This is a genomic window from Paenibacillus silviterrae, from assembly GCF_030167925.1.
In the GTDB taxonomy this organism is placed as follows: Bacteria; Bacillota; Bacilli; order Paenibacillales; family NBRC-103111; genus Paenibacillus_G; species Paenibacillus_G silviterrae.
Map to the genome: position 1 here is coordinate 98998 of NZ_JASKUT010000002.1, position 14354 is coordinate 113351.

At 49.2% G+C, this 14354-nt stretch carries 8 protein-coding genes and 2 pseudogenes; 9 read left to right on the forward strand and 1 reads right to left on the reverse strand.

Annotated features, from left to right (window positions below; translation table 11 throughout):
* Window positions 1-175 precede the first annotated feature (175 nt).
* The 3 genes from QMO62_RS24335 (at window position 176) to QMO62_RS24345 (ending at window position 3811) form a co-directional block, all read left to right on the forward strand.
* Window positions 176-1135, forward strand: a complete 960-nt coding sequence (locus QMO62_RS24335; protein ID WP_284645097.1) for a carbohydrate ABC transporter permease — start codon at window positions 176-178, stop codon at window positions 1133-1135.
* Complete coding sequence (locus tag QMO62_RS24340; protein WP_284645098.1) at window positions 1132-1974, forward strand: carbohydrate ABC transporter permease; 843 nt, start codon at window positions 1132-1134, stop codon at window positions 1972-1974. Before QMO62_RS24335 ends, QMO62_RS24340 begins: the two co-directional genes overlap by 4 nt.
* A 100-nt stretch (window positions 1975-2074) precedes the next feature.
* Entirely contained in the window at window positions 2075-3811 is a 1737-nt protein-coding gene (locus QMO62_RS24345) for a cache domain-containing sensor histidine kinase (protein WP_284645099.1), read from the forward strand.
* Window positions 3812-3835: 24 nt separating this feature from the next.
* Here the strand turns inward: QMO62_RS24345 and QMO62_RS24350 are convergent, their stop codons facing one another.
* Window positions 3836-5125 (reverse strand): molybdopterin-dependent oxidoreductase, encoded by a 1290-nt coding sequence (locus QMO62_RS24350; RefSeq protein ID WP_284645100.1) that lies wholly within the window; start codon window positions 5123-5125, stop codon window positions 3836-3838.
* Between the two features lie 273 nt (window positions 5126-5398).
* On the opposite strand from QMO62_RS24350, the gene QMO62_RS24355 reads away from it, so the two are divergent.
* The 6 genes and pseudogenes from QMO62_RS24355 to QMO62_RS24380 all read left to right on the forward strand — a co-directional run bounded on the left by QMO62_RS24355 (window position 5399) and on the right by QMO62_RS24380 (window position 14352).
* Window positions 5399-7018, forward strand: coding sequence for a response regulator transcription factor (locus QMO62_RS24355; protein ID WP_284646654.1), 1620 nt, complete (start codon window positions 5399-5401; stop codon window positions 7016-7018).
* A gap of 352 nt (window positions 7019-7370) precedes the next feature.
* Window positions 7371-10610 (forward strand): family 43 glycosylhydrolase, encoded by a 3240-nt coding sequence (locus QMO62_RS24360; RefSeq protein WP_284645101.1) that lies wholly within the window; start codon window positions 7371-7373, stop codon window positions 10608-10610.
* A 61-nt stretch (window positions 10611-10671) separates the two neighbouring features.
* A pseudogene (locus QMO62_RS33275) lies at window positions 10672-11058 on the forward strand (hypothetical protein); the annotation flags it as partial.
* Window positions 11044-12708: pseudogene (locus QMO62_RS33580) on the forward strand (carbohydrate-binding protein); the annotation flags it as partial. The pseudogenes QMO62_RS33275 and QMO62_RS33580, both read left to right, overlap by 15 nt.
* 51 nt (window positions 12709-12759) lie before the next feature.
* The gene (locus QMO62_RS33585) at window positions 12760-13191 is read left to right on the forward strand and encodes a dockerin type I domain-containing protein (RefSeq protein ID WP_372516753.1); all 432 of its coding nucleotides are present in this window, start codon (window positions 12760-12762) and stop codon (window positions 13189-13191) included.
* Between the two features lie 174 nt (window positions 13192-13365).
* Complete coding sequence (locus QMO62_RS24380; RefSeq protein WP_284645102.1) at window positions 13366-14352, forward strand: S-layer homology domain-containing protein; 987 nt, start codon at window positions 13366-13368, stop codon at window positions 14350-14352.
* Window positions 14353-14354 lie beyond the last annotated feature (2 nt).

Consider the following 14354-nt stretch of genomic DNA (forward strand, 5'->3'; position numbering starts at 1 on the left):
TTTCCCGATCAGCATAAATTATCCGAACTCAACGAGGAAGCATCCAGCCGGCTTCTTCGTTTTTTCGTTATATTTTATAATAATTCGGTTATTTCCCTACTTTAGACCAAAGAATACGACTTATATAATAGAACTATAATCTTAGACTATAAGGAAAGTGCAGAGGTGATCGTATTTGAACCATTCTACTGTTGTAGCTGCGAACGCCGCTGAAGCGAAAAAGAAGCGCAAGTTTCTCAGCCGTTGGGACGCCCCCGTAGCCGGGTATTTGTTCATTTCCCCTTGGTTGATCGGTTTCTTTGGGTTGACGGCGTATCCCATGTTCTTGTCGTTGTATTATTCGCTTACCAATTATACGCTGCTGGAGCCAATCAAATGGGTTGGTCTAAGAAACTATACCCGCATATTTACGGACGATACGAGATTTACCGAATCGGTCATTGTCACCTTTAAGTATGTCTTGGCGTCCGTTCCGTTGAAGCTGGTCGCGGCCTTGCTTGTAGCCGTGATCCTGAATAAGGCTTTAAGGGGAATCTCCCTTTACCGCACGGCGATTTATTTTCCTTCGCTTATCGGCGGGAGCATTGCCGTATCGATTTTGTGGCGCAATATTTTTGGCGTTGACGGAATCTTCAATGAAATTCTTTCCATGTTCGGTATCGTGGGAAAGGGCTGGATTACGAGTCCGGGTACTGCGCTCTGGACACTGGTTCTTCTGACGGTATGGCAATTCGGCTCAGCAATGGTGATTTTCCTTGCAGGCTTAAAGCAAATTCCGAACGACCTGTATGAAGCATCCTCCGTAGACGGCGCAAACAAGCTTGTACAGTTTTTCAAGGTTACGCTGCCGATGCTGTCTCCGATTATTTACTTTAATTTAATCATGGGTGTCATCAACTCCTTTCAAATGTTTACCTCCGCTTTCGTTATTACAAACGGCGGTCCGATGAATTCCACCTACGTATATGCGTTATATCTGTATGAACGGGCCTTCAGCCGTTATGAGCTCGGCTATGCATCCGCTCTGGCCTGGGTCATGCTCGTCATGATCGTCATTGTGGCGCTCATCATTGCCGGCACTTCGAAGTATTGGGTCTTCTACGAAACGGAAACAGGGGGGAAGAACGGAAAATGATCGTTAGATGGAACTCTATTGTCCGCCATATTCTTATGATCGTCTTCAGCTTCGCGATGGTCTATCCCTTGATTTGGTGGGTTGGTGCATCGCTTAAAACGAATGAGGAGCTCGGATCGCCAGGCATATTCCCTTCCGCTCCGAAATGGAGCAATTACACGGACGGATGGAATGCCATTCCCGGGCGTACCTTCACCGACTTTTATTTGAATACGTTCACTCTTGAAGCTATGGTACTGATTGCAACGCTGCTATCCACCACTGTGGTGGCATTTGGGTTTGCACGGCTCGATTTCCCGTTAAAAAAATTCTGGTTCTCGATTCTCATGATGACCTTAATGATGCCCGGTCAAGTACTGATTATTCCGCAGTATGCCATGTTTCACCAGCTAGGCTGGGTGAACACCTATCTTCCGTTTGTCATTCCGCACTTGGTAGCGAGTGGCGCGGGAGGTACCTTTTTCGTCTTCCTGCTGATTCAATTTATTCGGGGGATCCCAAAGGATCTTGACGAGTCCGCCAAGATGGACGGCTGTTCCTGGTTCGGCATTTTCTGGAGGATCGTTCTGCCGCTGACCAAACCGGCGATCGTAACGACGATGATCTTCTGCTTCCTGTGGAACTGGGACGACTTCCTTGGCCATCTGCTGTACCTGAATTCGGTTGATAAGTACACCGTTGGCTTGGCGCTGCGGATGATTAACGATGCCCAATCCGCTCAGGAATGGGGCCAGCTGCTGGCCATGTCTCTGGTTTCCATTTTCCCCGCAACCTTGGTGTTTATGTTCCTGCAGCGTTATTTTGTTGAGGGCATTGCAACGACAGGCATTAAAGGGTAAGATGATTTCGAATAAGCAAAATCGAAAACGGTAAAGCGACGAATTCACTTCTCGCTTTACCGTTTCTTGCACACAAATCCAACATTAGGGGGCGCTCCGGATGACGAACCCTTTCAAAAAGTTCCGCATAGACAGCTTGTTTTTCCGCAGCTTTTTCGTTCTCATCGTGGTAGTACTCGCCTGCATAGCCTGGACAAGCTACAATATTTCCTCCAAAGCGTTAGTTAAGACGACCTCCCATTACCAGCAGCAATTGCTCGACGAATTGAATAATGAAATTTCAACGCGGCTTACGCTGATCGAGCAAATTTCCTTGTCCACTTCACGCGACAACGAGTTGATCAGACTTCTTCGAAATCTTCAGGACGAATTCGATCGGCACCGGCAAGCCGACAATGTCCATAATGCAATGGCGAATTTGACTTATTCCATTCCGCTCATTCAGGGCATCGATTTATATATGGAGCGCCCTTTCCGGCAAGAAGAAAACAGCTATATTCAGTTTTGGGATATGAAAGATATTACGAGGGAGGGCTGGGACGCGCATTTAGCCAAAAATGATTATGCATGGATCGGAGAGCACGACATTCCCAGCTTTCAGGGCTATGTTCCCGTAATCAGCTTTGGACGGAAAATTTTGTTTAACGATACTTTAGTGGGCGTTGTAGTTATTCATGTGAAGGCTAAAGAAATCCGGGCTCTGCTGTCGGGGCATTCGGCCGAATCCAATCGGATCATGACGGACAGCAACGGCAGGGAGTTCGTAAAAATCGGAGAATCGCTTGATCAGCTTGAGCTGAGCCAATGGGTGAATATGAAAACCGAGCAATCCGGCTTTGTTCACATCCGCGGAAACTCGGAGTTGGAGGATTCGCTCCTGGTATATTCGAAGCTGGGGAATTCCAGCTGGACGCTAGTGGAAATGACATCATGGAATCAAATTATCGCCGACAGCTTACACTTGGCGGAAGTCATAGTAATCATCGGGATCGCAGCCGTTATGCTGGTGCTGCTGCTGACCCTGTACTTAAGCAGACAATTTACAAAGCCGATCAACATGCTGGTCTCCGCTATGAGCACCTATTCCATTGGCGGCAAAAATATGCAGCTGCCGAGAGATTACGAGAACGAGTTTGGCTATTTATTTGCCGGCTACCGGAAGCAGAATGAGCGGATCGAAGAACTGTACATGTCGCTCGAGCGACGTTACGAACAGCAGCGTAAGGCTGAAATTGAGGCGCTTCAGGCAAATATTAACCCTCACTTTCTTTATAATATGCTGGATCAGTTGAACTGGATGGCCATTGAGGCAGGACATGACGAGCTGAGTCGTATTCTGGAGCTGATGGGACGCATGTTTCGGATCGGTCTATCCAATGGCGACAGCTTTATCACGATAGAGAAGGAATTGGAGCATATCCGCTGCTACCTGGAAATCCAGCAGATTCGCTGGGGGGATGGCCTATCTTATAGCATAGAGGCGCCGTCCGACGTCCTGGAATTATATATCCCCAAGCTGACCTTGCAGCCCTTCGTGGAAAATTCCATCGTTCACGGGTTTAACGCAAGGCTTACCGGCAACGTCCAAATCCGGGTGAGCTGTATCGGGAACTTGCTTCGGATCATAATCGATGATGATGGCATCGGGCTCCGGCAGGTGGGGGAGAATCAGAAGAAGCGCCATACGGGAGGCTACGGCATTCGCAATGTGAAAGAAAGGATTTCCGGATATTTCCGCGACAGTTACGGCGTGGAGCTGTCCGAGCGGGAAGAGGGGGGGACTCGGGTTGACATCTGCCTGCCGTTGTTGACGGAACCTCCGGACAATGAACCTTGAAGCCTATCGGACGCGTTACTCGCATCACATAGGCTTCACCCAGATCCAGGCGTCCTTGGCATAGCCCCGCTGCTCCCAGTAGCCGGTATGGTCTTCGCCGATCAGCTCGATCCGGTTCAGCCATTTCACTGATTTGTAGGCATACATTTGCGGTACCACCAGCCGAACCGGCCCTCCCAGGTCTCGGGGAATCAGCTTGCCGTCCAGCATCAGCACGACCATCACATCCTCCATCCAGGTCTGCTCTATGGTGATGGAGTCCGTATATTCACCGTCCGCCGAATAGAACTTTACCATTTTCACCCCATCCTTAACACCTGCATGCTCAAGCAGCCGGTTTAAAGGAATTCCCTCCCAAGTGCACTTATATACGGACCAGCCAGTAACACAGTGAAAATCGCTGACCTGAACCTGACGGGGGAAAGCGAGGAACTCACTCCAGTTCCATTGGATAGGCCTTTCCACTAAGCCGTCGATAGTAAATGTCCATTGCTCCGGAGATAATTTAGGAATGTCGGTTACCGTATAGATCCGGAAGCTGCCCTCAGCCCCACCCCCCTTTGGTGGCAAAGAATCCGCCAGGGGCACCGGCGTCGGAAAACGTGCGGCAATGGCTTCCTCGTCCTGTACCTTGGATAGATTGGAGCCGCCGGAAACCGAGCTTAGCCAACGGATAAACAGGGGGATGACGGCAGCCGCCAAAACCGCCCCAACACCCGCCCTGACAAAGGCTCTGCGGGAAACACTTCTGAAAACTTTGCCGCTAGACGGCTCGTAGGTGCCGAGCTCCATGACATGCGCAGGCTTGACCGGAGAGGAGGAGCGGGTATGACCGACTGCTTCAAGTATCGGCCGGATATATGCGGCTTCTCGGCCTGCTTTGCTCATCCAGCGCATTCGTGTGATGGAGTGGTACATTGCGTACGGAACGCCAAGCCAAGTCAGCAAATCATGAACCAGCAGCGCCGTGTTGTTCCAGGATGGAGGAAACATACGATACAACCATAAGACAAGGCCGGACCCAATCCAGCCTGCCAGCAGGATAAGTACTGCCATCAAGTTACCCTTCCTGGCTCTTCGTCCGGCCATCATTCGAAGATGCTTCAGCATGGACGGCAGATACAGAATAAGCACTGCCAATGAGACAAGCCCGGCTAAAATATGCAGCTGCTTCAGCCAAACCCGGCCTTCGCCTAACCAAGCTCGCATCGGCGGAAGAAACAGCAAAATGCCGCTCAGCGTCAGAAGTAAGAAAATCCAAGCATTAGCGGTATGCAGCCTGCGGAGCCTTAGGCCTAATCCGATTTTTTTCATTCGCTTTCCCCCTCATGAAATCGCTTTCTATAGGTGTTATTATACATGGTTTTTCGCTGGATTTATATTCAGAAAACAAGGATTTGATAACGTTTGCCGAGCCATGATGGAGGCTCAAGAAAATACGTAAAATTTTATAATAAATTGTGCATTGTTCCTATTTCTATTTTGTTTAGGGGTAGGTAATATGTAGGTGATAGCAGCCTGGAATTCGTTCCGGGCCGTACGTTGATAGGGTCATCCATCTTGTTGTAGCTAATGGAGGTAAGTATGGTGTGGAAAATTGCCATTATTGACGATGAACGCCAGGTGCTTCAAGGAATGAAGCGTGCCATCCCTTGGGAGGAATTGGATGCGAAATGGGTTGGAGAAGCCTTAAATGGAGCTGAGGGGCTAAATATGATCCGGACGGCAAAGCCGGATATTATCATTACAGATATATATATGCCGATAATGAACGGCTTGGATATGATTGAACAGCTGAGAAAAGAAGGCTTTAACGGCAAAATTATCATTCTGAGCGGATATTCCGATTTTGAGCATGCTAGACAGGCTTTGAGGCATAACGTAAGTGATTATGTGTCCAAGCCGATAAGCCTTCCAACGCTGAAGGTGATTTTGAGCAAAGTGATCCAAGAGCTGGTGGATGAGGATGAAAGACGGATGAAGCAGGGGGAACTCGAACAAAAGCTGATGCTCTACGAGCCGTTTATCGAAAAGGAATGGGTGCGTTCGGCAGCAATAGGTACATTGGACAGCTCTTACCGGAACGGGGAGCTTCTGCCTCAGCCGTTTCGATTCTGGTCTGATACGAATCATGCTGTGATCGGGATCGAGCTGGTTCGCGACGAGCGGACTCGTAAATATTCCGTGTCAGACTGGAATCTGTTCCGCTTTGCCGTAAGCAATATCGTTTATGAGCTGGCTAGCAAGGTATTTCCTTTCGTGGAGTATACGGACCTTCACAGCACCCGAGCCGTATTGATTATACATCCGGAAGGGGATAACGAAGAACGGGTTTGTAAGGCGATGGAAGCCTTGGGCATCCGTATCATTGAAAGCGTTACGAAATACCTGAAGCTGGTGAGCCGTGTCGGAATCGGCGGCATGAAGTCCGATTGGACCCAAATTCCGGATTCGACGGAAGAAGCGTTCCGTGCGATCGATATGAGGCAGCTGCGCGTTTCCCCTCCCTTGGAGTTGTTTACTTATCAGGGGGAGGCGACGAACGAGGAGGAGCAGGTCGCCTTGTTTCCGGTCAAGTTTTCCTACGAGCTGGCGAACGCCATGAAGACGGTTCAAGAATCGAAGGCGCAGCAGCTAGTCGCCGATTATATCGGAGAGCTGGAGTCCCACACGGGAATAACGCCGGATTATGTTCAAATGCTTGGCAGCGAGCTATGGGGGATTATCTCATACTGCCTTTATGAAGCAGGGTATGTGCTGGACGATCTGTTTACGAACGACCAGATTGCCAAGGAGCTCAAGGGCTTGGTTCAGCCTGATCAGCTGAAGAGGTGGCTCATGGACAAAATTTCCATTATTTGTGTCAGCAGACAATGGAAGGGCAGCAGCAAGCATCGCCAGGTTGTGGATTTCATGACCAATTACATTCATGAGCATTATGCAGAGGATCTGACGCTGGCTGATTTGTCGGACAAGGTGTTCATTTCGCGGAATCATTTATCCATCATATTTAAGAATATGACAGGTGAAACCTTCAACACCTACTTGACCCGAGTTCGGATTGAAAAAGCCCGTGAGCTGCTTCTGGAGCGGAATATGCTGGTCTATGAGGTGGCAGAGAGCGTCGGCTATAAAAATATCCCTTACTTCAGCATCCTCTTCAAAAAAATGACCGGCATGAACCCCACGGATCTTATTAAACAGTGAGTGCTCAGCCTTTGCGTAAGCGGTTCTCGGAGTCTGATTGATTTGACAAAGCTCGCGGCGGCGGGGATAGCGGCTTTTAGGCGAAACCGCCGTCTGCAGCGTGTTAGGAAGGGGACGGATGCCGCCCTTTTTTTGTGTTTTAAGGTGGAATGCACAAAGGATGTGATCCCACTAAAAAAATCAACCTTTTAAAAAAGAAAGTACATCGAGATTTTACAGTATCACGGATATAATAAAGGCAATATCAAACAGGGAGGAGTTACTAAAGCGCTAACATTAACAGTAATGGGAAGAACAACCATCTCGAAATGCTGAAATTTACACTGAGCAAGAATGGGAGGAAGCCAAATCCATGTGTAAAAGGCTAATGGTTATGGTATTGGTTTGGACATTATTAATCAGCAGTCTGCCGGGCAACTCTACCCATGCTGCCGAGACCACTGCCCAGAACCCCATTATATGGGCAGATGTACCGGATGTTGCCGTTACCAGGGTAAATGATACTTACTATATGACCAGCACTACAATGCACATGAACCCCGGTGTCCCTATTATGAAGTCCAAGGACCTCGTAAATTGGGAAATTGTCAATTATGTATATGATATTCTTGCGGCTACTGACAAGCAAACTCTTACCAATGGGCAAAGCTTATACGGGCAAGGCTCATGGGCCAGCAGCATTCGATACCATAACGGTAAGTTTTATGTGGTATTTGCCTCCAACGATGTTGGCAAAACGTTTATTTTTCAAACTACCGACATTGAGAAAGGGCAATGGGAAAAGTATGAGCTTGCCGGTGGAGTGTATCATGACATGTCATTGCTCTTTGACGATGACGGACGTGTCTATTTGGTTTATGGCAACGGAACCATTAGGATTATTGAGCTGACTTCAGATGCCACGGCGATCAAGGCAGGCGGAATGAATAAAGTGATCATTCAAAATGCAAGCGCTCCCGGCGGCTCCGGCGGTCTTGGTGCTGAAGGCTCGCACGTTTATAAAATAAACGGGAAGTATTACATTTTTAATATCTCATGGCCGACTGGAAGTATTCGTACTCAGCTAGTACATAGGGCTGATGCAATAGACGGCCCCTACGAAGGCAGGATTGCTTTAAGATCGGGCAGTAATTCTAGCAGTGCGGGTGTTGCGCAAGGGGGAATCGTTCAAGCCCCGGATGGAAAATGGTACGGCATGCTGTTCCAGGATTATGGATCCGTTGGCCGTATTCCTTACATTGTACCTATGACATGGAGTCAGGACGGATGGCCTGTATTCGGTGATGTCAATGACACGGGGATTCCTGCCCAGCTTTCAAGATCCTGGGTATCTTCGGATCATTTCGATCAAAGAACCGAGAAGGTTGGAGCGTATCATACCGAGGTGGCGGGCGGGGAAAACGACCATAATGGCTCCAATCTTGGATTAGTATGGCAGTGGAACCATAATCCCGACAATCGATATTGGTCTCTTACAGACCGTCCCGGGTATTTAAGACTTACTACCGGAAGAACGAGCAACAGTATTCATAATGCGAGAAATACGCTTACCCAACGAACCTTCGGGCCGGAGAGCTCCGGAACCATTGCAATAGATGTAAGCCATATGAAAGACGGGGATTATGCCGGAATTGCGGCATTCCAACAAAATTACGGATTTGTCGGTGTGAAAATGTCGGGTACTTCCAAATCGGTTATTATGGTGAGTGGAAATTCGGGTACGGCTGTGGAGGCTGCAAGTATCCCTATCACTCAGAACATCGTCTATTTAAGGACGGAATTGGACTTTAAGAATCGAACGGATAAAGCTTATTTCTATTACAGTCTTGACGGAGAGCGCTGGGCTTCCATAGGAAATACCGTTCAAATGTCTTACACCATCCCGCATTTTATGGGCTACCGTTTTGCCTTATTCAATTTTGCGACAAAGACAACAGGAGGATATGTTGACTTTGATTATTTCAAACTAGGTGACAAGCTGGCAGGTTCAAACTTTGATACGAATTTGAAGTCCCTTGAGGTAAACGGCACCCTAGTGAAAGGGTTCTCTCCAAATACGTACACCTATGGAGTAGATCTTCCTGCAGGATCAGCTCCTCCGCAAGTTACCGCGACTGCAAACGATCCTGGTGCGACGGTTACGATAAATCAAGCGTCCATTGTACCGGGAACCGCTTCGGTGACGGTAAGCAGGGAAGGCTTACAAACAGCGACCTATACCATTCAATTCTTAATTCCTGCCGTAGTTGCGATTGAGGCGGAAACGGCCGCAGAAAACTCAGCTACCGCCTATGTAACGGGCGTTGCAAACGACCACACCTGGACGCTTGTTGACGGACAATTCAATAAAGCGATGCAATTCGCGCCGGATGATGCCATTGCTGTCACGCCCAATACCGATGCCGCCAGTCTTGCGGCCGGCTCCCGATTGAATTACAAAATCAACTTTACGACGGCAGGAACCTATTATGTTTGGATCCTGGCAAAGAGTCGAAATTTCCAAACGGATTCCATTCATGTCGGAATGGATAATCAGTATAAATTTACTTCTAACGGTATTCAGAATGTGAGCAACAGCCAGTTTAGATGGATCAATCTCAGCAATGGAGGTACCCTTGTGACGGGTGGCACTTCTCTGACGATTACCGCAGGCGTGCATGAATTGAATTTCTGGGGAAGGGAATCCGGATTAATCATAGACCGGATCTATGTAACCACAAGCACTGCAGCTACAGACCCTGTCTGGCCCGAGCCTCAAGTACCTACAGCCGCCCTTTCGGCAAGCAGCAGCGTGAAGCCCGAGAGCAGCTTCACCGTGGGGGTTAGCCTGAACAACCTGGCACAACGTGTCTATGCCGAGGACATCACTTTGATCTATGATTCCAACGTATTTGACTATGTGAGTGCGGCAGGTGCGGGAAGCAGCACTCAGATCGTCACCGAGGACAAAGCGACTGCGGGTAAGGTTAGGCTCATTGCCGCCAACATCGGAGGGGTATCCGGAGCGAGCACTCCAGTTCTGAATCTCACCTTCAAGGGGAAGACCGGTGTTCAGAATACGACCGGAACGATTGCGGCCGCTCAAGCCAAGCTTGGAGTCGGTCCTGAGGGAACCGTGATTCAGGCGGCTCTTGGCAGTAAGAGCATATCCATCGGTATGATGGAACCGGTTGTAGACAAGACGGCATTGACCGCAGCGATTGCGAATGCACAGAGTCTGTATGACGCTGCCGTAGTCGGTACACTCCCGGGACAATATCCGCAGGCAGCCAAGGACGCATTCGGTGTCGCCATCAACGCAGCCAAAGCCGCGAAAGACAACCCAAGCGCGACACAGGCACAGGTGGACAGTGCGGCAGCAGCGCTGGGCAGCGCCGTCGATACCTTCAAGGCGGCCGTGATTAAAGAAGTGTCTGCGGATCTCAACAAGGATGGAAGCGTCGATGTAGGTGACCTTGCGATGGTTGCTTACCATTACGGTAAGGATTCCGCAGGCGCAGACTGGGTAACAGCCAAGATCGCCGATATGAACGGCGATCATAAGATCGATATTGCGGATCTTGCGTATGTCGCATCCAAAATCGCTGAATAAAAAAGTGAAGCTATGGACGGGGTGTCCCCCTGTCCATAGCCCTTAACAGGAGATGGAAACTTTGATTTCACAGATGAAAAAAGTACTTTCCGTCGTTTTGGCATGTGTAACGGCGTTTCCGCTTTTTATCGCGCCGGCCTCTACGGAAGTTTCAGCTGCAGCGGCAGCGAATGATGTCATCGTGAATTTGTCTTCGGAGAAACAAACGATTCGTGGGTTTGGAGGGATGAACCACTCCGTTTGGATTGGGGATTTGACACCGGCCCAAAGAGAAACTGCCTTTGGCAACGGAGAGAACCAGCTCGGGTTTTCCGTTCTAAGAATTCCTATCCACGAGAATAAAAATAATTGGCAACGTGAAGTGGAAACGGCCAAAAAAGCGATCGAGCACGGAGCCATCGTGTTTGCTTCGCCATGGAATCCTCCAAGTGAAATGGTTGAAACCTTCACGCTGGGTACGAGCTCAGGCAACGGCACCACCTACGAGGCTGAGACGGGTACAACCTTGACCGACGCTCTAGTGCAAAGCACGGGCTCCGGCTATACCGGTACCGGATATGTCGGTTTTCAAGCTGCATCCGATGCGGTCATTCAGTGGAATAGCATCATTATCGGAACCACGGGAACGAAAAATGTAAAAATTCGGTATGCTCAGCCGACAGGTACAACTCATTTGGATGTTTATGTGAACGGCACGAAGATGGTGAGCAATGTAGCCTTTGAAGCAACCGGCAGCTCGACTGCCTGGGCAGAAAAATCGATCCAGGTACCCATGGTTAACGGGACCAGCAGGTTAAAACTGGTTACTACAGGTGACGGGGGACCGAATATAGATCAAATCAACCTTACCGCCTATGCCGAGGATCCGAACGCAAAGCGTCTGAAATACGATATGTACGATGATTACGCGCAGTACCTGAACGAATTCGATTCCTTCATGAAGAGTAATGGAGTGAACCTATACGCGATTTCCATTCAGAATGAGCCCGACTATGCGCATGATTGGACGTGGTGGAGTCCGGAGGAAATGCTTCGCTTTATGAAGGAAAATGCAGGCTCCATCAACAACAGGGTCATAGCTCCGGAGTCCTTCTCTTACATAAAGCGAATGTCTGATCCGATTTTGAACGACTCGGAAGCTCTGGCCAATATGGATATTCTCGGTGCGCACACATACGGCACGAATAATAAGGATTTCCCTTACCCGTTATTCGAGCAAAAAGGGGCGGGAAAAGAGCTTTGGATGACGGAGGTATACTATCCGAACAGTGACACCAACTCGGCGGATCGCTGGCCCGAGGCATTGGGCGTTGCAGAGCATATGTACAATGCCATGGTTGAAGGCAATTTTCAGACCTACGTATGGTGGTACCTCCGCAGGCATTACGGTCCCATGAAGGATGACGGCACGATAAGCAAACGCGGTTACATGATGGCGCATTACTCCAAATTCATTCGCCCCGGCTATGTAAGGGTTGAGGCAACCAAAAATCCCGACCCGCAGGTGTACACATCCGCATATAAGGGTGACAATAAAGTGGTTATTGTCGCAATTAACAAAGGGACCTCGGCAGTGAGTGAACATTTTGTTCTGCAGAACGGGTCCGCATCGCAAGTATCCTCCTGGGTAACGGACAGCAGCAGGAATTTAGCCGCCCGAGCGCCTATTCCTGTGACGAACGGCACCTTTACAGCAGAGCTTCCTGCGCAAAGCGTTACAACCTTCGTAGCAGAGACGGTTAGCGGTACCCCTATGGCTGCCCTTTCGGCAGACGGCAGTGTGAGACCTGAAAGCAGCTTCACCGTGGGGGTTAGCTTGAACAACCTGGAACAACGTGTGTATGCCCAGGACATCACCCTGTCTTACGATTCCAGCGTATTTGACTATGTGAGTGCGGGAGGTGCGGGCAGCAGCATCCAGCTCATCACAGAAGACAAAGCAACTGCTGGAAAAGTAAGACTCATTGCCGCCAACATCGGAGGGATATCCGGAGCGAGTACGCCGGTTCTGAATCTCACCTTCAAGGGGAAGGCCGGTGTTCAGAATACGACCGGAACGATTGCAGCCGCCCAGGCTAAGCTTGGTGCGGGTCCTGAGGGAACCGTGATTCAGGCGGCTCTTGGCAGTAAAAGCATATCCATCGGCATGATGGAACCGATTGTAGACAAGACGGCATTGACCGCAGCAATTGAGAATGCACAAAGCCTGTATGACGCTGCTGTCGTCGGCACACTGCCGGGACAATACCCGCAGGCAGCCAAGGACGCATTCGGTGTTGCCATCAACGCAGCCAAAGCCGTAAAAGACAACCCAAGCGCGACAAAGCCACAGGTGGACAGTGCGGCAGCAGCGCTGAGCAGCGCCGTCAATACCTTCAAGGCGGCCGTGATTAAGGAGGTTTCTGCAGACCTCAACAAGGACGGAAACGTCGATGTAGGTGACCTTGCGATGGCAGCTTACCATTACGGTAAGGATTCCGCAGGCGCAGACTGGGCAACAGCCATTATTGCAGACATGAATGGCGATAATAAGATCGATATTGCGGATCTTGCTTATGTTGCCTCCAAGATTTTTGAATAAGTCAATGCTTGCTTAAACTACATGGAAGAGTGGCCTCAAAGCAACATATCCACCTAAAAAAATCAACTTTTTGAAAAAGAAATTACATCGTGATTTTCTAGTGACGCCATTATAATAAAAGCAATATCAGGCAGGAGAGGGTAGTTCCCCTATTCCCACGATAAGGAGATTCCTATGAGAAAATCGATCGTCATGTGCTTCATTGCCATTATGCTGGCTGCCTGTATACCCGGTGCAGGATATGCCGAGGAAAATACGGTTTTCACTCTGAGTCAGAGTACAGAACATGCTTTGCCTGGTCAAGGGCTGGAAGTTACGGTAAAAGGAAACCATTTAAAAGGCCTTTATGCATATGAAGCTTCGATTGCGTTCAATCCTGAGATCGTGGAATTGGATAAGGCGGAATCAAAGCTGGAAGGTTTCTTTATCCCCCCGAAGGTAGAAAACGGAATAGTAACGATTGCCTTCACTAAGGTTGGAAAGAAGGCGGGAGAGGAAGGGAGCATAGCCTTAAGTACTATTGCCTTCAAAGGGAAGGCTCAAGGAGATGCCAATATCAAGCTGGTCTCCGTGAAGGCACTGGATCCGGCACTGAAGGCAACGGTCTACAGTTATGGGACCACGTTCGGCGATCTGACTGACTATGAATGGGCCAGGATGGAGATAGAAACGCTTGCCTCCCTGGGAATCATTAAGGGAACGTCAGCTGCTTCTTTTAGTCCGGGAGACAATATTACCAGGGCGGACTTCATTTCCTTGATGGTGAGGGCATTACAGCTTACTGCAGAAGTGGACGGCAACTTCGATGATGTAGAGAAGTCCGACTATTATTACCAGGAGGTAGGGGTAGCCAAAAAGCTCGGAATTGCTCAGGGTACGGGTGATAACCAATTCGATCCGCGAATAAGCATATCCAGGCAGGATATGATGGTCTTGGCCGCACGAGCCATGAAAATGGCCGGACGTATGCTGGATGAGTCCGATTCCGATGTAAGCGGCTTCAGTGATTCCGATCAGGTAGCAGCTTATGCAGTAAACCCTTTGGGCCAACTAGTCAAAAAAGGAATCATCGAGGGCTACAATGGCATGATCAAGCCAAATGATACGGCGATAAGAGCGGAAGCCGCCGTTATCATATACAGGCTGCTGAACAAGCTATAAAT

Coding starts and splice junctions, on each gene's coding strand:
- QMO62_RS24340 (WP_284645098.1), top strand. CDS start 1,132: ATGATCGTTAGATGGAACTCTATTGTCCGCCATATTCTTATGATCGTC.
- QMO62_RS24345 (WP_284645099.1), top strand. CDS start 2,075: ATGACGAACCCTTTCAAAAAGTTCCGCATAGACAGCTTGTTTTTCCGC.
- QMO62_RS24350 (WP_284645100.1), bottom strand. CDS start 5,125: ATGAAAAAAATCGGATTAGGCCTAAGGCTCCGCAGGCTGCATACCGCT.
- QMO62_RS24360 (WP_284645101.1), top strand. CDS start 7,371: ATGTGTAAAAGGCTAATGGTTATGGTATTGGTTTGGACATTATTAATC.
- QMO62_RS33585 (WP_372516753.1), top strand. CDS start 12,760: ATGGAACCGATTGTAGACAAGACGGCATTGACCGCAGCAATTGAGAAT.
- QMO62_RS24380 (WP_284645102.1), top strand. CDS start 13,366: ATGAGAAAATCGATCGTCATGTGCTTCATTGCCATTATGCTGGCTGCC.